Genomic DNA, 18,077 nt, shown 5'->3' with positions numbered 1-18,077 from the left:
GTTCGGTCTGCTCCTTCTTAGCTGCCGCGACGAGTCCTAGTTCTCAGGCCTCCCTCGTCGCGGAGTTCGCCGATGGCTGACCAGATCCAGACGAAGGAACGCACGACATGAAGAACAACCAGGCCGCTTCGGCCATGCCGATCCACAAGTACCGGCCCTATCACGAGCAGTTCGCCGTCGAGCTGCCCGACCGCACCTGGCCCTCGAAGCACATCACCGAGGCGCCCCGCTGGTGCGCCGTCGACCTGCGCGACGGCAACCAGGCGCTGATCGACCCGATGAGTCCCGAGCGCAAGCGCATCATGTTCGACCTCCTGGTGCGCATGGGCTACAAGGAGATCGAGGTCGGCTTCCCGAGCGCCTCGCAGACCGACTTCGACTTCGTGCGATCGCTGATCGAGGAGAACGCGATCCCCGACGACGTCACGATCCAGGTGCTGACCCAGGCGCGCGAGCACCTGATCCGCCGCACCTACGAGTCGATCGCGGGCGCCAAGCAGGCGATCGTGCACCTCTACAACTCCACCAGCGTGCTGCAGCGCGACGTGGTGTTCCGCACTGACCGCCAGGGCATCGTCGACATCGCCCTGGAGGGCGCGCGGCTGTGCCGCTCGTTCGAGTCGCTGGTGCCCGAGACGCAGGTCTACTACGAGTACTCGCCCGAGAGCTACACGGGCACCGAGCTCGAGTTCGCCGTCGACATCTGCAACCAGGTGCTCGAGGTGTTCGAGCCGACACCGGAGCGGAAGGTCATCCTGAACCTGCCCTCGACGGTCGAGATGGCGACGCCGAACGTCTACGCCGACTCGATCGAGTGGATGGGCCGGCACCTGAACCACCGCGAGAACGTCATCATCTCGCTGCACCCGCACAACGACCGCGGCACCGCCGTGGCCGCCGCCGAGCTGGGGTACCTGGCCGGCGCCGACCGCATCGAGGGGTGCCTGTTCGGCAATGGGGAGCGCACGGGCAACGTCGACCTGGTGGCGCTCGGCATCAACCTGTTCACGCAGGGCATCGACCCGCAGATCGACTTCAGCGACCTCGACGAGGTGCGCCGCACGGCCGAGTACTGCAACCAGCTGAAGGTGCACGAGCGCAGCCCCTGGGCGGGTGACCTCGTCTACACGGCCTTCAGCGGCTCGCACCAGGACGCGATCAAGAAGGGCTTCGAGGCCATGGCCGCCGACGCCTCGGCGCAGGGCAAGCAGGTCGACGAGCTGGTCTGGGCCGTGCCCTACCTGCCGATCGACCCGAAAGACCTGGGGCGCTCGTACGAGGCGGTCATCCGCGTCAACTCGCAGTCGGGCAAGGGCGGCGTGGCCTACCTGCTGAAGACCGACCACGCGCTCGACCTGCCCCGGAAGCTCCAGATCGAGTTCTCGGGTGTGGTTCAGGCGAAGACCGACGCCGAGGGCGGCGAGGTCACGAGCGAGCAGATCTGGGCCGTGTTCCAGGACGAGTACCTGCCCTCGGCCGACGCCGACGAGAAGTGGGGCCGCTTCGAGCTGCACCGCACCCGCACGGCGAGCGACCTGGGCGGGTCGGTGGCGCTCGACGTCACCCTGCGCGTCGGCGACGACGTGATCGAGACCGCGGCCTCGGGCAACGGGCCGATCGCGGCGTTCCTGAACGTGATGAGCGAGCAGGGTGTCGACATCAAGCTCTACGACTACGTCGAGCACGCTCTCAGCGCCTCGGGCGACGCCCTGGCGGCGGCCTACGTCGAGCTGCAGGTCGACGGCAACCGGCTGTGGGGCGTGGGCATCGACGCCGACATCTCGACCGCGTCGCTGAAGGCCGTGGTGTCGGCGGTCAACCGTGCGATCCGCGTGCGCGACGCGGAGCGCGAGCTCGTCTCGGCGTAACGCGTCCCGCGCCGCTCGTCCCGCGCCGTTCGTCCCGCACCGCTCCGCGTCGCGGTCGCGCAAACGCCCCTTTCCACCCTCGGGGAGGGGCGTTTGTGCGACCCGGGCGGCCGGCCCGCGCGGGATAATGGACCGTGCCCGTTTATCGTGATGACGCCGTGGTGCTGCGCACCCACAAGCTGGGTGAGGCCGACCGCATCGTCACTCTGCTGACCCGTCATCACGGGAAGGTGCGGGCCGTAGCGCGCGGGGTGCGCCGCACCGCGTCGAAGTTCGGCGCCCGGCTCGAGCCGTTCATGGTGGCCGACGTGCAGTTCTACGAGGGCCGCACGCTCGACACCATCACCCAGGCCGTGACGATCGGCTCCTACGGGGCCGAGATCACCGCCGACTACGCGAGCTACACCGCAGCCAGCGCCATGGTCGAGACCGCCGACAAGCTCACCGAGGAGGAGCCCTCGCTTCAGCAGTACCTGCTGCTGGTGGGAGCCCTCCGCTCGCTCGCCCGGGGCGAGCACGGGCCGACCGCCACGCTCGACTCCTACCTGCTGCGGGCGCTGTCGATGGCCGGCTGGGCGCCGAGCTTCCACGACTGCGCGGTGACGGGCGAGCCCGGGCCGCATTCCGCGTTCGTGGTGCAGCTCGGCGGCGTGGTCGCCGAATCCGTCGCTCCGCCCGGCACCCCGCGCCTGGACACGAGCACCCTCGAGCTGCTGGCCGCCCTGCTCACGGGCGACTGGACGACGGCCGACGCGGCGGAGTCCCAGGTGCGCTCCCGCGCGAGCGGTATCGTTGCCGCGTACACCCAGTGGCACCTGGAACGCGGGCTCCGATCGCTCGAGCACGTCGAACGGCAGCCGGGCCGGTCGTAGAGAAGGTGCAGTCGAGTTGAGTCCCGTTCCATTCACGTCGCCGAAGGCCGAGCCCTTCCGCCCCCTCGACTGGACGGGACTGTACCCGCCCGAGATCCCGGCCGCCGCCGTGCCGAAACACGTCGCCATCGTGATGGACGGCAACGGCCGCTGGGCGAACCAGCGCGGCCTCACCCGCATCGAGGGCCACCGCGCCGGCGAGGCCGCCCTCCTCGACGTGGTCGCGGGAGCGGTGCAGATCGGCGTGAAGCACGTCAGCGTCTACGCCTTCTCGACCGAGAACTGGAAGCGCTCGCCCGACGAGGTGCGCTTCCTGATGGGCTTCAACCGCGACGTGCTGCACCGCCGACGTGACCAGCTGAACGAGTGGGGTGTGCGCATCCGCTGGGCCGGCCGCCGGCCGCGGCTCTGGGCGAGCGTGATCAAGGAGCTGCAGTTCGCCGAGCGCCTCACGGCGCGAAACAGCACCCTGACGCTGACGATGTGCGTCAACTACGGGGGCCGCAACGAGATCACGGACGCGGTGCGCGCGATCGCCGACGACGTCGCGGCCGGCCGCATCCGCCCCTCGGCCGTCTCGGAGAAGCTTATCCAGCGCCACCTGTACGTGCCCGAGCTGCCCGACGTCGACCTGTTCGTGCGCAGCTCGGGCGAGCAGCGCACCTCGAATTTCCTGCCCTGGCAGTCGGCCTACGCCGAGATGGTGTTCCTCGACCGGCTCTGGCCCGACTTCAGCCGGGTCGACCTGTGGCAGGCCGTCGAGCACTACGCCGGGCGCAACCGACGGTTCGGCGGGGCGGTCGACGCGCCGGCCGCGGAGACGCCGTCACCCGAGGAGGAATGACCGGGCATCCGTTCGCGTTGCCCCTCGTGTGACTGACTCTTCCGCCTCGGGTTCCGAGGCCATCAAGATCGACATCTGGAGCGACATCGCCTGCCCGTGGTGCTACATCGGCAAGCGCAAGCTTGAGTTCGGCATCGAGGAGTACGCCTCGACCGAGGGCTCTGTTCCCGTCGAGATCGAGTACCACTCCTTCGAGCTCTCGCCCGACACCCCCGTCGACTTCGACGGCGACGAGATCGAGTTCCTCTCGGGGCACAAGGGCATCCCGGCCGCGCAGGCCGCCAAGATGCTCGAGCGGGTCACCGGCATCGCCTCCTCGGTCGGGCTCGACTACGACTACGACGCCCTGAAGCACACCAACACGGTGAAGGCGCACGAGCTGATGCACTACGCCAAGGCGCACGGGGTGCAGCTCGAGATGAAGGAACGCCTGCTCAAGGCCTACTTCGTCGAGGGCCGCCACGTGGGGCGCATCGACGACCTGGCCGACCTCGCCGCCGAGCTCGGGCTCGACCGCGACGACGTGGTGCGTTCGCTCGAGTCGGGCGAGAACGTGGCCGCGGTGCGGGCCGACCAGCGCCAGGCGCAGGAGCTCGGCATCCAGGGTGTGCCGTTCTTCGTCTTCGAGGGCAAGTACGGGGTCTCCGGGGCTCAGGATGCGGCGACGTTCGCGCAAGTGCTGGCGCAGGTCGCCGGCGAGCGGGTCGAGGTTGGGTCGTGACGGGGGCGGATGCTCGTGCCGGGGCGTCGGCGCCGGGTGAGACCGGTGCTCAGACCGACGTCGCGCCTGTCGTCGCGGCGCCCGCGTTGACCGTGCTGGCGCTGCCGGGCGCGAGCTGCGAGGGCGACTCCTGCTCGTTCTAGCGCTCGGGGAGCGGTTCGCTGATGTCGGCGACGGTCGCGCCCAGGGCTTCGGCCAGCGCATCCGCGTCGACGTAGGCGCTGTGGCCGTGCGCCCCGGCGCCCATCGCGATGCGGCGGCCGGCGAACGATTCGTCGAGGTAGACCGGCCAGTCGGTCGTGCTGCCGAGCGGGGTGATCGTGCCGCGCTCGTAGCCGGTGGCGGCCAGGGCGACGTCCTGGTGCGGCATCGAGAGCTTGTTCACGCCCACCAGGGTGCGGAGCTTCGGCCAGCTGATCTGGCGGTCGCCCGGGATGAGGGCGAAGAGGAAGTCGCCGTCGTGGCGCTTGACCACGAGGCTCTTCGCGATGTCGGCGGGGTCGAGGCTGAGCAGTCGGGCGGCCTCCTGGAGGGAGCCCGCCTCGGGGCGTTGGACCACCTCCACATCGAGACCGAGCCGCTCGGCGTGCTCGCGCACGCGGTCGGTGCCCGTGGGGCCGTCTGCAGTCGTCTCGCCGGTCGCGGTGCTCGTCTTGTCCGTCACAGTCGGAGCAACCACCGATCCCTCCACAGGATTCCCGGCCGCGTCACCACGGCCGCCCACGTCTGGGAGAATTGACCCGATGACCACTTCAACCCTCACCCCCGACAAGCTGCAGATCGGGCCCATCCGGCTCGACGTGCCGGTCGTGCTCGCCCCCATGGCGGGCATCACGAACACGGCGTTCCGCCGGCTCTGCCGTGAGTTCGGCGCCGGGCTCTACGTGAGCGAGATGATCACGAGCCGCGCCCTGGTCGAGCGCAACGAGGCGACGTTCCGCCTCATCACCCACCACCCGAGCGAGACGCCCCGCTCCATCCAGCTCTACGGCGTCGACCCGGCCACCATGGCCGAGGCCGCGCGCATCCTGGTCGACGAAGACCGCACCGACCACATCGACATGAACTTCGGCTGCCCCGTGCCCAAGGTCACGAGGAAGGGCGGGGGAGCGGCGCTGCCCTGGAAGCTCGATCTCTTCCGGGAGATCGTCGAGTCGGTGGTCGAGGCCGCCGGCGACGTTCCGGTCACGGTGAAGATGCGCAAGGGCATCGATTCCGACCACCTCACCTACCTCGAGGCCGCGAAGGCCGCCGAGGGCGCGGGTGCCGCGGCCATCGCCCTGCACGCCCGCACCGCAAGCGACTTCTACAGCGGGCAGGCCGATTGGTCGGCCATCGCGACGCTGAAAGAGACGATCACCTCCATCCCGGTGCTCGGCAACGGAGACATCTGGTCGGGTGAAGACGCCATCCGCATGGTCGACGAGACCGGTTGCGACGGCGTCGTCGTCGGGCGCGGCTGCCTCGGCCGGCCGTGGCTGTTCGGAGACCTGGCCGCGGCGTTCCGGGTGCGCGCCGGGGAGCTCTCGGCCGAGGAGGCCGCCGCCCTGCGGGCGGCGCCGTCGCTCGGGGTGGTCGCGCAGACCCTCCGTCGTCACGCCGAACTGCTCGTGGAGTTCTACGACGACGAAGGTCGGGCCTGCCGCGACATCCGCAAGCACGTCGCCTGGTACCTCAAGGGCTACCCGGCCGGCCACGAGGTGCGCGCCGCGCTCAGCACCGTGCAGAGCCTCGAGCAGATGGACGAGATCCTGGCCGAGCTCGACTGGTCGATGCCCTACCCGGGTGCCGACGCCGAGGGGCCGCGCGGCCGGGCCGGCAGCCCGAAGAAGCCGTCGCTGCCCGACCGCTGGCTCGAGTCGCGGTCGCTCGAGGGCGCAGGGCGCGCCGAGGTCGCCGCGGCCGAGCTGGAGCACAGCGGTGGCTGACGCCCTCGACCTGCAGACCTTCGCCCCCACCAAGGGCTACGCCGAGTCCGACGCCGAGCGCATGCTGCCCGAGGAGCACTACACCCGCCGCAGCGACTTCCAGCGCGACCGTGCCCGCATCCTGCACTCCTCGTCGCTTCGCCGCCTGGCGGCCAAGACGCAGGTGCTGAGCCCGACGGTGGTCGCCGACTTCGCGCGCAACCGGCTCACCCACTCGCTCGAGGTCGCGCAGGTCGGTCGCGAGCTCGCCTCCAGCCTCGACCTCGATCCCGACGTCGTCGACTCGGCGTGCCTCGCCCACGACCTGGGGCATCCGCCCTTCGGCCACAACGGCGAGAAGGCCCTGAACCAGTGGGCGCAGTCGATCGGCGGCTTCGAGGGCAATGCGCAGAGCCTGCGCATCCTCACCCGGCTCGAGGCGAAGGTGTTCGACGACGGCGGCCAGGGCTACGGCCTCAATCTCACCCGCGCGAGTCTCGACGCGAGCTGCAAGTACCCGTGGGCCGCGTCCGACCCCGTCGAAGACCCGAGCGGCCGGCTGAAGTACGGCGTCTACGACGACGACGCGCCCGTCTTCGACTGGTTCCGCGCGGGTGCGCCCGACCGCACCCTCTGCGTCGAGGCGCAGGTGATGGATCTGAGTGACGACATCGCCTACTCGGTGCACGACTTCGAAGACGCCGTGCTGAACGGCTACATCGACGTGCGGGTGCTCGGCCGCCGGGTCGACCACGCCGATCTGGTGCGCAGCATCCACGCGCGGGCGGGCGGCGGCTTCTCGCTCGACGAGCTGAGCGAGGCCTTCGAACGGCTCGACTCGCTGCAGGTGTGGCTCTCGGAGTGGGACGACTCGCGCCGGGCCCACGCCCGGCTGAAGAACCTCACCAGCCAGCTGATCGGGCGCTTCGCCGGTGCCGCCACCCGGGCCACCCGCGAGGCGTTCCCCACGCCGAGCATCACCCGCTACGGCGCCGACGTCATCGTGCCCGAGTGGGTCGCTGCCGAGATCGCCACGCTGAAGGGCATCGTCTCGGTGTTCGTCATGTCGAACGACGCTCGGCAGCCGCTCTACCAGCAGCAGCGCGGCCTCCTGATGGAGCTGGCCGACCGCCTCTGGCAGAGCGACGGGGCCGCGCTCGACCCGGCGTTCGCCGACGACTGGCGTCACGCCGCCGACGACCGGGCCGCCCGGCGGGTGGTCGTCGACCAGGTCGCCAGCCTCACCGACCAGACGGCCCTGTCCTGGTACGAGCGGCTCTGCTCACCCGCTGATGCGGGCCGGCTGGGAGAAGAGCTGCTCGCGGCCGAGGGGCCCAGGCGGGCTCTATCCTAGAAAGACCGGTGGGCGAGATGGCAGGGCGGGTGAGATGGCAGGGCTGATCCGTCGCAACGACATCGACGAGGTCCGTTCGCGCATCAATATCGCCGACGTCGTGGGCGACTTCGTCACGCTGAAGAGCGCCGGCGTCGGCTCCATGAAGGGGCTGTGCCCGTTCCATGACGAGCGGTCGCCGAGCTTCCACGTGCGCCCGCAGGTGGGGTACTACCACTGCTTCGGCTGCGGAGAGGGCGGCGACGTCTTCACCTTCCTGCAGAAGATGGATCACGTCACCTTCACCGAGGCCGTCGAGCGGCTCGCGGCCAAGATCGGCTTCCAGCTGCACTACGAAGACGGGGGAGCGGCGGCCGACCAGGGCAACCGGGCGCGTCTGCTCGCCGCCAACGAGGCCGCGCGGGAGTACTTCGCCGAGCAGCTCACCTCCCCGGGCGCCGACGCGGGCCGGGCGTTCCTCGGTCAGCGCGGCTTCGACGCCTCGGCGGCCGCTCGCTTCGGCGTGGGCTACGCGCCCCAGGGCTGGGACAACCTCGGCAAGCACCTCCGCGGTCGCGGCTACACCGAGCAGGAGCTCACCGCGGCGGGCCTGCTCAGCCAGGGCGACCGCGGCACCTACGACCGCTTCCGCGGGCGGCTGATCTGGCCGATCCGCGACCAGACGGGTCAGACCGTCGGGTTCGGCGCCCGCCGGCTGTTCGACGACGACAAGGGCCCGAAGTACCTGAACACCCCCGAGACGATCGTCTACCACAAGGCCCAGGTGCTCTACGGGCTCGACCTGGCCAAGCGCGACATCGCGCGCAGCCGTCAGGTGGTCGTGGTCGAGGGGTACACCGACGTCATGGCGGCCCACCTCGCCGGGGTCACCACGGCGGTGGCGACCTGCGGCACGTCGTTCGGCGTCGACCACATCAAGATCATGCGGCGGGTGCTCTCCGACGACTCCGCCGGCCTCGGCGAGGTCGTGTTCACCTTCGACCCCGACGCTGCGGGGCAGAAGGCGGCGCTCCGCGCCTTCAGCGAAGAGCAGCGGTTCGCCGCCCAGACCTACGTCGCCGTGGCGCCCGACGGGCTCGACCCGTGCGACCTCCGCCTGGCGAAGGGCGACGACGCAGTGCGCCGCCTGATCCAGAGCAAGAAGCCGATGTTCGAGTTCGTCATCCGGCAGAAGCTGTCGGCGTACGACCTCGACACCGTCGAGGGCCGCGTGGCGGCGCTGCGGGACGCGGCGCCGATCGTCGCCGACATCCGCGACTCGGCGCTGCGGCCGGCCTACACCCGGCAGCTGGCCAAGATGCTCGGCACCGACCTCGATGTGGTGCAGCAGGCGGTGGAGCACTCGGTGCGGAGCGGCGGCTCGAGCGCCGGACAGGGCAGGGGGCAGGGCGCGGGCGACGGTCGCGGCGGTCAGGGTGGGTTTGCTGGTCAGGGCGCGCTGAGCGATCGGCGCGGCCCGGGCGGCCAGGGCGGTCAGGCTGCTCAGGGCGGTCAGCGGGGGCTGGGCCCCGCGGGGGGTCAGGGTGCGTCCGGCGGTCAGCGCGGGCAGGCCGGTCAGGGCGGCTCGGGCGATCAGCGCGGGCAGGGCGGCCAGGGCGCCTCGGGCGATCAGGGCGGGTACCGGCCGTCGCCGGCCGCCGATCCGCAGGTCGCGTCGGTGACCACGCTCGAGCCCGTGCCCGTCGAGGTGCCGGCCGTCTCCATCACCGAACTGCCGTCCACGACCACCGTGCGCCGCGAGCGCGACGCCCTGATGGCCATGCTGCAGTCGCCGACGGTGATCGGCGCCGAGCTGCTCACCCGCTCGACCGGCTGCGGTTTCGCCAGTGCTCCGCTGGCCGCGGTGCGCGACGCCGTGGGCCGCAACGTCGAGCACTTCGACCGGCCCGACTTCGTGCAGACCGTGCAGGCCGACGTGCCGCCCGAGTACCGCACCCTGGTCGAGCAGCTCGCCGTGGCCCCCATCCCCGAGCGCCCGGAGCGGGCCCCCGAGAACTACCTGCGCGGCGTCGTGCGGGCCCTCGTCGAACGCGACCTGAGCCGCCGCAAGGACGAGCTGGTGCTTCGGCTGCAGCGCACCGACCGGGTGGCCGAGCCCGTGCTCTATCGCGAGATCCAGATCCAGTCGGCGCAGCTCGAGGCCGAGCGGCGGGCCTTCGTGGGGGAGTAGCCCCTGTCGCAGGCGGCCGCGCGGGTCGATCGTGCGGGCTGCGCAATCTCCGGGCATCCGCCGCGCCGTCGGGCCCGCGGGCGGCTCTCGGCCTAGGCTCGAAGCCTGATGGTCGAACGAAACGTGCTCTCCGCCTCCGACGTGACGATCGAGTACCCCTCGCACAGCGTCAGCCCCGCCTTCACCGCCGTGAAGGGGTTCACGCTCACGGTCGCCCCCGGCGAGATCGTGGGGCTCGTCGGGTCGAGCGGATCGGGCAAGTCGACGCTCGCCCACGTCGCGTCGGGGCAGGCCGCCCTGCGGGCCTCCAAGGAGCCGTCGCCCAAGATCATCGGGGGCAGCCTGGAGGTGCTGGGGCTCGAGCTCCGGAACATCCGCCGAGGGAAGCTCGGCCGGCTCACCCTCGGCGTCGGCTACGTGGCGCAGGACGCCGGGTCGAAGCTGACCTCGAACATGACGGTGGCGGAGCTCGTCGCGGAACCTCTGCTTCTGCGCGACCGGCGCTACGACCGGCACGAGGCGGGCCTGAAGGCCGCCACCCTGATCGACGCCCTGCTGCTGCCGGTCGGCACGATGCTGAAGCTCCCGCACGAGCTGTCCAGCGGGCAGCGGCAGCGGGTGGCGGTGGCGCGCGGGCTGATCCTCGACCCGGTGCTGCTGATCGCCGACGAGCCCACGGCCGGAGTCGACGTCTCGGTGCGCAGCGCCGTGGTCGACGTGATCGCCGGGCTGCAGCGGGCCCGCGGGGCGAGCGCCCTGATCGTCAGCCACGACCTCGACACCCTGCGCCGGAGCGCCGACCGCGTCGCCGTGATCCACGAGGGCGTGGTCGTGGGCCTCGGGCCGATCGACGACGTGCTCGCCGATCCCCGTCACCCCTACGTGGTGCGCCTCGCGGAGGAGCTGAACGGCGACGCGCCGGACGCCGACGAGTACGGGGAGGACGAGCTCGAGGACGACGACTACGAGCAGGACGAAATCCACGACGAGCCGGCGACCGGCGACGAGCCGGCGACCGGCGACGAACTCGAGACCGACGACGGCGACGGGCTCCCGACCGACGACGAGACCCGAGGAATCCGATGACGCCCCGACCCGCCACACCCCGATCGTTCGACGGCCGCCACCGCGAGGTGCTGGCGGTCTCCGTCGACGCCCTGCCCGAGGCCGAGCGCCCCGAGCCCGGCCCGATCGCCGTGCTGCCCGAGGCCGACCCCACCTTCGTCGAGGCCGTCGAAGCGGCGGGCGGCACGGTCGCCCCGCTCGACGACGACACCCGGGGAGTCGTCTGGCTCGCCCACGACCGCCCCGAGCAGTTCGACGAGGTCATCTCGGCCCACCCGGGCATCGGGTGGGTGCAGCTGCCGTGGGCCGGCGTCGACGCGTTCGCCGACTCCATCCGCGACCACGACCGCCCCGGGCTCGTCTGGACGAGCGCCAAGGGCGCCTACGCCCAGCCCGTCGCCGAACACGCACTGACGCTCGCCCTCGCCCTGCTGCGCGAGCTGCCGACGCGCATCCGGGCCACCAGCTGGGGCCCCAAGATCGGCGCCTCGCTCTACGGGCTGAACGTCGTGATCATCGGGGCCGGCGGCATCGCGCTCGAGCTGCTGCGGCTGCTCCAGCCGTTCGGGGTGTCCGTGACGATCGTCCGCCGCTCCGCGGACCCCGTCGAGGGGGCCGACCGCACCGTCTCGGCCGATCGGCTCGACGAGGTGCTGCCGGAGGCCGACCTGCTGATCGTCGCGGCCGCCTTCACCGCCGGCACCGACAAGCTCATCGGCGCCCGCCAGCTCGAGCTCCTGCCCGACACGGCCCACCTGGTGAACATCGCCCGGGGCGGTCTGGTCGACACCGAGGCGCTCGTCGCCGCCCTGCAGAGCGGTGCGATCGCGGGGGCCGCCCTCGACGTCACCGACCCCGAGCCGCTGCCCGACGGGCATCCGCTCTTCTCGATGCCCACCGCGATCATCACCCCGCACTCGGCGGACACGCCCGAGATGATCGCGCCGCTCCTGGCGGAGCGGATCCGTCAGAACGTGCGGGCGTTCCTCGAGACCGGCGAGTTCGCGGGCCGGGTCGACCCCGAGGCCGGGTACTGACGCCGAGGTGTCAGGAGCGCCGCGAAAGTGGTGGTAATGTATTGAGCGCTGTTCAGGCAGCGACATTCCTCGATAGCTCAATTGGCAGAGCAGCCGGCTGTTAACCGGCAGGTTCTTGGTTCGAGTCCAAGTCGGGGAGCGAAGGCCTCGCGGCTCCACCCGCGGGGCCTTTTCTCGTCGGTGCTGCTCTTGTCGGTGCTCTTCTGGTCGGTGCTCGGCCGCCGGGTCAGACGGCGATGCTCTTCTTGTCAGTGCTCGGCCGCCGGGTCAGACGGCGGTGCGCTTCTCCGCGTCGGCGTCGGCGTCGGAAACGGCCTCAGCCGACTTCGCCGGGGCCGTGACCGGAGGCTTCGGCGCCCGGCCGATCTCGATGCGCGTCACCGCGATCGGCGTCAACGGCCCCACGAGCAGCAGGTCGACCCCGCCACGGTGCAGCAGCGGAACCAACTCGGTGTCACCCCGCGCCACGATGTCGGCGGCCGCGGCGGCGAAGATCTCGGCCATCGTCTCGGTGGCGAGGAAGGTACGCCCGCCGTGGTGCACCACCCGCCCGTATTCGTGCTCAATCATCGTCGATCGTCCGTTCCCACACCCTGTGCATCTCCTCGGCACCCTACGCTCGGGGTCTGAGGGCGGCCAGGGGTTGCCGCCGGCTCACGGCTCGCTCACGGTTCGGGCACCTGGCATCATCGGATGATGGCCACGCAGCGCACCCCCGAGGAGCGCGCCGCCCTCCGCTCGGGTCTCGCCGTCGGCCTCGCCACCGCGGTGTACGGCATCTCGTTCGGCGCCCTCGCGACCCTCTCGGGCCTCGACGTCTGGCAGACCTGCTTTCTCAGCCTCGTGATGTTCACCGGCGGATCGCAGTTCGCGCTGATCGGCGTGCTCGCCTCGGGCGGCCTCGCCGCCGGCCCCGCCGCGATCACGAGCGCCGCGCTGCTCGGCACCCGCAACGTGTTCTACTCCATCCGGATGGCCCCCGTGATCGGCCCGGGCTTCTGGCGCCGCGCCGCCGCCGCGCAGTTGACCATCGACGAGTCGGTCGCCGTCTCGACCGCCCAGACCACCCCGTCGGCGCAGCGGGTGGGCTTCTGGGTGACCGGTCTCGCCATCTACCTCGGCTGGAACCTCACGACCCTCGTCGGGGCCCTGATCGGCGATCTGCTCGGCGACGTCAGCGCCTACGGGCTCGACGCCGCGGCCGCCGCCGCCTTCCTCGGGCTGCTCTGGCCGCGCCTGAAGGAGCGGCAGACGCAGGCGGTCGCCGTGGCCGCCGCCGTGGTCGCGATGCTCCTGACGCCCGTGCTGGTGCCCGGCCTGCCCGTGCTCGTCGCCGCCGGGGTGGCGCTCGTCGTGGGCGGCTTCAACCTGTTCGGGGCGAAGGGAGGTCACGCATGACCGCCTGGCAGATCGTCATCCTCGCCTCGATCGTCTGCGTCGCCCTCAAGGTCGCGGGCTACCTCATCCCGCCGAAAGCCTTCGAACACCCCACGGTCGCGCGCATCGCGAACCTGATGACGGTCGCGCTCCTGGCGGCCCTGATCGGCGTGCAGACCCTGGGCGTCGGGCAGGCGATCCAGGTCGACGCGAGGGTGCCGGCCGTGCTGGTGGCCGCCGTGCTCTACGCGCTGCGCGTGCCGTTCGTCGTCGTGGTGATCGCTGCGGCGCTGGTGGCCGCGGGCATCCGGATGCTCACCTGAGCCCACCCGTCGCACCACCCCGCGCTCACCCCCCCCAAGACGGCGAGACGCCCAGACGCCGCCGCAGGCGCTACGCGTCGAGCTCGTCGACCCCGGGGAGCCACGCGTTGCCGGGAACGCCCCAGCCCTTCTTGCGCTCGATCTTGCGCGCCACCTTCGCGTACACGGGGTCGACGCGGTCGACGTAGAGCAGTCCGTCGAGGTGGTCGAACTCGTGCTGGAAGATGCGCGCCAGCCAGCCGTGCGCCTCGATCTCGTAGGGCCGGCCGTCGAGGTCGGTGGCCCGCAGGATGGCCGACTCGCCGCGCACCAGGGGGAAGCGCTCGCCCGGGAACGACAGGCAGCCCTCCGACTCGGTGTCGGGATCGGCCGGCTCGACCGACGTGGGGGAGATGTAGAGCTCGGGGTTGATCGCGACGCCGCGGTACTCGCGGAGGGAGCCGGTGTCGTCGCCCTCCTCCTCGCCCGTGTCCTCGGTGTAGGAGAAGACGAACAGCCTGAGCGGCACGCCGACCTGGGGGCCGGCGAGGCCGACACCGGGAGCGGCGTCCATGGTCTCGAACATGTCGGCCACGAGGGCGCGGAGCTCGTCGTCGATCGTGACGACAGGGGAGGCGGGGGTGTGCAGCACCGGATCGCCGGAGATCCGAATCGGGAGAACGGCCATTCGCTAAGCCTAACGGCGGTGCCCGCACGGTACTGTCGACGGGTGCCTCTCGACATGCTTTCGCTGACCGAGCCGATCGCTCTCGACCCGAAGCAGTTCATCGGCATCCCGATCGCCCTCGTCGGAGCGGTCTTCCTCAGCCTCGGGGCGCAGTTCCAGCACCGCGGTGTCGCGAAGGTCGAGGCGAACACGAATCAGGCGAACAAGGGCCTGAACACCCGCCAGATGATGGCGCTGCTCGGCCGGCCCTCCTGGGTGCTCGGCACCCTGATGCTCGGTCTCGCGATCGTCTTCCAGCTCACGAGCCTCGGCTTCTCACCGATCATCGTGGTGCAGCCGCTCGGCGCGGTCGCCCTCGTGATCACGGCCGTGCTGAACTCCCGCGTGAGCAAGGTGAAGCTCAATCGCAGCTCGGTCATCTCGATCATGCTCTGCGTCGGCGGCGTCGGCCTGTTCGTGCTCGTCGCCGCCTTCACCGCGGTCGACAAGCCGGTCGGCACGCGGGAGCTGATCATCATCCTGATCGTGCTGGCCGTCGTGCTCGCGCTGTTCGCCGTGGGCTTCGCGTTCCTGCGACGCCGGTTCAAGGCCATCGCCTACATCGTCGGTGCGGGCGTGCTCTACGGCTTCGTCGCCACGCTCGCGAAGGTCGTCATCAGCCGCATCTTCCAGGCCGACTTCGAGTGGCTGACGGTGCTCGCGCTGATCGGCCTGCTGGCCGCCGCCGCGCTCGGCGGCTACTTCGTGCAGAACGCCTACTCCTCCGGGCCACCCGACCTGGTCATCGCCGGCCTCACCGTGATCGACCCGCTCGTCGCGGTCGGCATCGGCATCCTCGTGCTGGGCGAGGCGTCGCAGGCGCCGCTCTGGGCGCTGTTCGCCTTCGTCGCCTTCGGGATCGTCGCGGTCGTCGGCGTGTTCGGGCTGGCGCGCTACCACCCCCAGGCACAGCACTAGGGTAGTTTTCTCCTCTATACGCGGTCACCGCCGCCGTGCGGTCCGCCCCCATCCCAAGGAAGACGACGGTTTGACTGACTCCCGTGATCCGAACACCGCACCGGATGCCCGGCCGGCACCCGGAACGACGGACCGGCCGCTGCGCATCCTGATCGGCGCCGACACCTTCTCGCCCGACGTCAACGGCTCAGCCCGCTTCTCCGAGCACCTCGCTTCGGGCCTCGCCTCGCGCGGACACGACGTGCACGTCGTCGCCCCCTCCGCCGGCCGCAAGCACGGCACGTGGAAAGAGGTCTACGACGGCAACGTCATCACGGCGCACCGGCTCTACAGCTGGCGCTGGTACCCGCACGACTGGCTGCGCTTCGCCCTGCCCTGGCGCATCCGCCAGAACAGTGCGCGCATCATCGACGAGGTGAAGCCCGACGTCGTGCACTTCCAGTCGCACATCGTGGTCGGGCGCGGCCTGTCCACCGAGGCCGAGAAGCGGGGCATCCGCATCGTCGGCACCAACCACTTCATGCCCGAGAACATGCTGGCCTTCACGGGCATCCCGAAGGTCCTGCAGAACTGGGCGATCGGCCTGGCGTGGGCCGCCGCGCGGCGCTCGTTCGCGCGCGCCGACGCCGTCACGGCGCCCACCCGCCGTGCCGCCGACTACTTCGAGAAGGAGACCGGGCTCCGCGACGTCTACGCGATCTCCTGCGGTGTCGACGCCTCGCTCTTCACGCCGGCCTTCGGCCCGCGCACCGAGAACCGCGTCATCTTCGTCGGCCGCGTCACCGGTGAGAAGCACCTCGACGTGCTGCTCAAGGCCATCCAGCTGCTGCCCGACTCGCTCGAGACGAAGCTCGACATAGTCGGCGGCGGCGACCAGCTGAAGAACCTGCAGGCTATGGCCCAGCAGCTCGGCATCGGCGACCGGGTCACCTTCACCGGCTACGTCACCGAGGAGGAGAAGCAGCGCCTCTACACGCGGGCCACCGTGTTCGCGATGCCATCCATCGCCGAGCTGCAGAGCATCGCCACCATGGAGGCGATGGCGAGCGGTCTGCCCGTGGTCGCCGCGAACGCCATGGCGCTGCCGCACCTCGTGCACGACGGGGAGAACGGCTACCTCTTCGCCCCGGGCGACGCCCAGGAGCTCGCCGACCGCCTCGAGCGAGTGCTCACCCTGCCGCAGGGGGAGCTCGACCGGTTCAAGAACGAGTCGCTCAGCATCGTGGCGGCGCACGACATCCAGCGCACGCTGACGACCTTCGAGCACATCTACCGGGGCGAGCCCGTGCCCGAGCAGGCGCACCCCGTCTCGAGCACGCCCCCGGCCTGAGCGGCGAGGGCGCCGGGGTAGGATCGTCTCGGTTCCGCAGCTCTCCGGCCGCGGTCCCGGGGCGGTAGCTCAGCTGGTCAGAGCAGCGGACTCATAATCCGTCGGTCACGGGTTCAAGTCCCGTCCGCCCTACGACGTGCGGTTTTGCGACTTTCGTGTCCCTTGTGACCAATCCGGGGGGCGGCCCGCTCCGAACACCGCGTGACGGGACGGGTCCGTCACCGGTCAAGCGGAGGGGCGCATGGCAGAACGCGACATCCAGAAGGACTTCCGGCGGCCGGAGCTGTCGACTCCGTGGCAGCGGCTGTCGGGCCATCGGGCCTTCGCCCCGGTGGTGGTGATCGGGGCGCTTCTGCTCACCAGTGCGCTCGTCTACCTGGCCGTGCAGCGCTTCCTCTGATCGGTCGGCCCGCGGTCCGTGGGTGTGAGCCGTCTATGCAGCCCCTGAGTAAGGGGTGAAATTGTCGGCCGTGGCGCTTATCGTGAATGGCAGGCGGGCACCCACCCCGGCCCGACCCTGCATCATCGTCGATCGAGGAGATCTCCGCCCGTGACATCCGAAGCCCTCACCTCCACCTCCGCCGGCCCGGCGGCTGCGGGGGCCCCGCTCAGCCTCGACGAATTCGGGCGCCACACGGGGGCGATCCTCGACAACCTCGAACGGGTCATCGACGGCAAGACCGAGGCCGCCACCCTGGCGCTCATCGTGCTCATCGCCGAGGGTCACCTGCTCGTCGAAGACGTGCCGGGCGTCGGCAAGACCACCCTGGCGAAGGCCCTCGCCACGAGTGTCGGATGCACGGTCAGCCGCATCCAGTTCACCCCCGACCTCCTGCCGTCCGACGTCACCGGCGTCTCGATCTACAACCAGGTCGACCACGCCTTCGAGTTCAAACCCGGCGCCGTGTTCGCGAACATCGTCATCGCCGACGAGATCAACCGCGCCTCGCCCAAGACCCAGTCCTCCCTGCTGGAGTGCATGGAGGAGCAGCAGGTCTCGGTCGACGGCACCACGCATCCGCTCGAACCCCCGTTCATCGTGGTCGCTACGCAGAACCCGATCGAGATGGAGGGCACCTACGCCCTGCCCGAGGCGCAGCGCGACCGCTTCATGGCCCGCATCTCCATGGGCTACCCCGACGCCTCCGCCGAGCTGTCGATGCTGCACCACCGCGAGTCGGGCAGCCCGATGCAGAGCCTGCGGGCGGTCGTCGACAAGCGGCGGCTGGCCGAGCTCATCGACACGGCCCGCGCCATCTACGTCAGCCGGGCGGTCGAGTCGTACGTCGTGTCGATCGTGCAGGCCACCCGAATCCATCCCGAGTTCCGGCTCGGCGCGAGCCCCCGCGGCACCCTGCACCTGGTGCGCGCCGCGAAGGTGCTCGCCGCCCTGCGCGGCCGGGAGTTCGTGGTGCCCGACGACGTCAACGAGCTCGTCGTGCCCATCCTCGCGCACCGCATCGTGGCCACCCGGCGCGCGGCGAGCGACACCCGCGGCGGCGGCACCGAGGCCATCGCCGCCGCCCTCCGCGGCATCGTCGCGGCCACCCCCGTGCCGCTGAACCGCGCCCGCCCCTCCGCCTGA

At 70.9% G+C, this 18,077-nt stretch carries 19 protein-coding genes and 2 tRNA genes; 18 read left to right on the top strand and 3 right to left on the bottom strand.

Going from position 1 to position 18,077, the window contains the following annotated elements:
• Nucleotides 1-107 precede the first annotated feature (107 nt).
• The 5 genes from leuA to NVV95_RS10540 all read left to right on the top strand — a co-directional run bounded on the left by leuA (nucleotide 108) and on the right by NVV95_RS10540 (nucleotide 4,448).
• Nucleotides 108-1,868: a 2-isopropylmalate synthase gene (gene leuA / locus NVV95_RS10560; protein WP_259486515.1), complete on the top strand. Its 1,761-nt coding sequence runs from the start codon at nucleotides 108-110 to the stop codon at nucleotides 1,866-1,868.
• Between the two features lie 134 nt (nucleotides 1,869-2,002).
• On the top strand, nucleotides 2,003-2,740 hold the full coding sequence (gene recO / locus NVV95_RS10555) for a DNA repair protein RecO (RefSeq protein ID WP_259486514.1): 738 nt from the start codon (nucleotides 2,003-2,005) through the stop codon (nucleotides 2,738-2,740).
• Between the two features lie 16 nt (nucleotides 2,741-2,756).
• Complete coding sequence (locus NVV95_RS10550) at nucleotides 2,757-3,584, top strand: isoprenyl transferase (RefSeq protein ID WP_259486513.1); 828 nt, start codon at nucleotides 2,757-2,759, stop codon at nucleotides 3,582-3,584.
• Between the two features lie 28 nt (nucleotides 3,585-3,612).
• Entirely contained in the window at nucleotides 3,613-4,305 is a 693-nt protein-coding gene (locus tag NVV95_RS10545) for a DsbA family oxidoreductase (RefSeq protein ID WP_259486512.1), read from the top strand.
• Complete coding sequence (locus tag NVV95_RS10540; RefSeq protein WP_259486511.1) at nucleotides 4,302-4,448, top strand: hypothetical protein; 147 nt, start codon at nucleotides 4,302-4,304, stop codon at nucleotides 4,446-4,448. Before NVV95_RS10545 ends, NVV95_RS10540 begins: the two co-directional genes overlap by 4 nt.
• On the opposite strand, the gene NVV95_RS10535 is transcribed toward NVV95_RS10540, so the two are convergent.
• Nucleotides 4,445-4,903 (bottom strand): aminoacyl-tRNA deacylase, encoded by a 459-nt coding sequence (locus NVV95_RS10535; RefSeq protein WP_259486936.1) that lies wholly within the window; start codon nucleotides 4,901-4,903, stop codon nucleotides 4,445-4,447. The genes NVV95_RS10540 and NVV95_RS10535 overlap by 4 nt on opposite strands.
• A 145-nt stretch (nucleotides 4,904-5,048) precedes the next feature.
• On the opposite strand from NVV95_RS10535, the gene dusB reads away from it, so the two are divergent.
• The 6 genes from dusB to NVV95_RS10505 all read left to right on the top strand — a co-directional run bounded on the left by dusB (nucleotide 5,049) and on the right by NVV95_RS10505 (nucleotide 11,977).
• Complete coding sequence (gene dusB / locus NVV95_RS10530; protein ID WP_259486510.1) at nucleotides 5,049-6,233, top strand: tRNA dihydrouridine synthase DusB; 1,185 nt, start codon at nucleotides 5,049-5,051, stop codon at nucleotides 6,231-6,233.
• Entirely contained in the window at nucleotides 6,226-7,566 is a 1,341-nt protein-coding gene (locus tag NVV95_RS10525) for a deoxyguanosinetriphosphate triphosphohydrolase (RefSeq protein WP_259486509.1), read from the top strand. The genes dusB and NVV95_RS10525 overlap by 8 nt, the downstream gene beginning before the upstream one ends.
• A 34-nt stretch (nucleotides 7,567-7,600) precedes the next feature.
• Complete coding sequence (gene dnaG, locus NVV95_RS10520; protein WP_259486508.1) at nucleotides 7,601-9,736, top strand: DNA primase; 2,136 nt, start codon at nucleotides 7,601-7,603, stop codon at nucleotides 9,734-9,736.
• A 108-nt stretch (nucleotides 9,737-9,844) separates the two neighbouring features.
• On the top strand, nucleotides 9,845-10,822 hold the full coding sequence (locus NVV95_RS10515) for an ATP-binding cassette domain-containing protein (RefSeq protein ID WP_259486507.1): 978 nt from the start codon (nucleotides 9,845-9,847) through the stop codon (nucleotides 10,820-10,822).
• Nucleotides 10,819-11,838, top strand: coding sequence for a D-isomer specific 2-hydroxyacid dehydrogenase family protein (locus NVV95_RS10510; protein WP_259486506.1), 1,020 nt, complete (start codon nucleotides 10,819-10,821; stop codon nucleotides 11,836-11,838). Before NVV95_RS10515 ends, NVV95_RS10510 begins: the two co-directional genes overlap by 4 nt.
• A 66-nt stretch (nucleotides 11,839-11,904) precedes the next feature.
• Nucleotides 11,905-11,977: transfer RNA gene (locus NVV95_RS10505), tRNA-Asn, on the top strand.
• A 128-nt stretch (nucleotides 11,978-12,105) separates the two neighbouring features.
• On the opposite strand, the gene NVV95_RS10500 is transcribed toward NVV95_RS10505, so the two are convergent.
• Complete coding sequence (locus NVV95_RS10500) at nucleotides 12,106-12,408, bottom strand: hypothetical protein (RefSeq protein WP_259486505.1); 303 nt, start codon at nucleotides 12,406-12,408, stop codon at nucleotides 12,106-12,108.
• A gap of 126 nt (nucleotides 12,409-12,534) precedes the next feature.
• On the opposite strand from NVV95_RS10500, the gene NVV95_RS10495 reads away from it, so the two are divergent.
• Nucleotides 12,535-13,236 carry an AzlC family ABC transporter permease gene (locus NVV95_RS10495; protein WP_259486504.1) on the top strand — a complete coding sequence of 234 codons (702 nt, stop codon included), beginning with the start codon at nucleotides 12,535-12,537 and terminating at the stop codon, nucleotides 13,234-13,236.
• The gene (locus tag NVV95_RS10490; protein ID WP_259486503.1) at nucleotides 13,233-13,538 is read left to right on the top strand and encodes an AzlD domain-containing protein; all 306 of its coding nucleotides are present in this window, start codon (nucleotides 13,233-13,235) and stop codon (nucleotides 13,536-13,538) included. Before NVV95_RS10495 ends, NVV95_RS10490 begins: the two co-directional genes overlap by 4 nt.
• A 70-nt stretch (nucleotides 13,539-13,608) precedes the next feature.
• On the opposite strand, the gene def is transcribed toward NVV95_RS10490, so the two are convergent.
• Entirely contained in the window at nucleotides 13,609-14,205 is a 597-nt protein-coding gene (gene def, locus NVV95_RS10485; protein ID WP_259486502.1) for a peptide deformylase, read from the bottom strand.
• A gap of 54 nt (nucleotides 14,206-14,259) precedes the next feature.
• Between def and NVV95_RS10480 the strand changes: the two genes are divergently transcribed.
• From NVV95_RS10480 to NVV95_RS10460, 5 genes are all read left to right on the top strand, one after another.
• Complete coding sequence (locus NVV95_RS10480) at nucleotides 14,260-15,162, top strand: DMT family transporter (protein WP_259486501.1); 903 nt, start codon at nucleotides 14,260-14,262, stop codon at nucleotides 15,160-15,162.
• A 70-nt stretch (nucleotides 15,163-15,232) separates the two neighbouring features.
• Complete coding sequence (locus NVV95_RS10475) at nucleotides 15,233-16,492, top strand: glycosyltransferase (protein WP_375163808.1); 1,260 nt, start codon at nucleotides 15,233-15,235, stop codon at nucleotides 16,490-16,492.
• A gap of 58 nt (nucleotides 16,493-16,550) precedes the next feature.
• A tRNA-Ile gene (locus NVV95_RS10470) sits at nucleotides 16,551-16,624 on the top strand.
• A 109-nt stretch (nucleotides 16,625-16,733) separates the two neighbouring features.
• Nucleotides 16,734-16,892 carry a hypothetical protein gene (locus tag NVV95_RS10465; protein ID WP_259486500.1) on the top strand — a complete coding sequence of 53 codons (159 nt, stop codon included), beginning with the start codon at nucleotides 16,734-16,736 and terminating at the stop codon, nucleotides 16,890-16,892.
• Nucleotides 16,893-17,042: 150 nt separating this feature from the next.
• Nucleotides 17,043-18,077, top strand: a complete 1,035-nt coding sequence (locus NVV95_RS10460; RefSeq protein ID WP_375163807.1) for an AAA family ATPase — start codon at nucleotides 17,043-17,045, stop codon at nucleotides 18,075-18,077.

Source organism: Herbiconiux gentiana, assembly GCF_024978135.1.
GTDB classification, from domain to species: domain Bacteria; phylum Actinomycetota; class Actinomycetes; order Actinomycetales; family Microbacteriaceae; genus Herbiconiux; species Herbiconiux gentiana.
The sequence above is the reverse complement of the archived record's forward strand: the minus strand, read 5'-3'. Positions and strand labels throughout refer to the sequence as shown.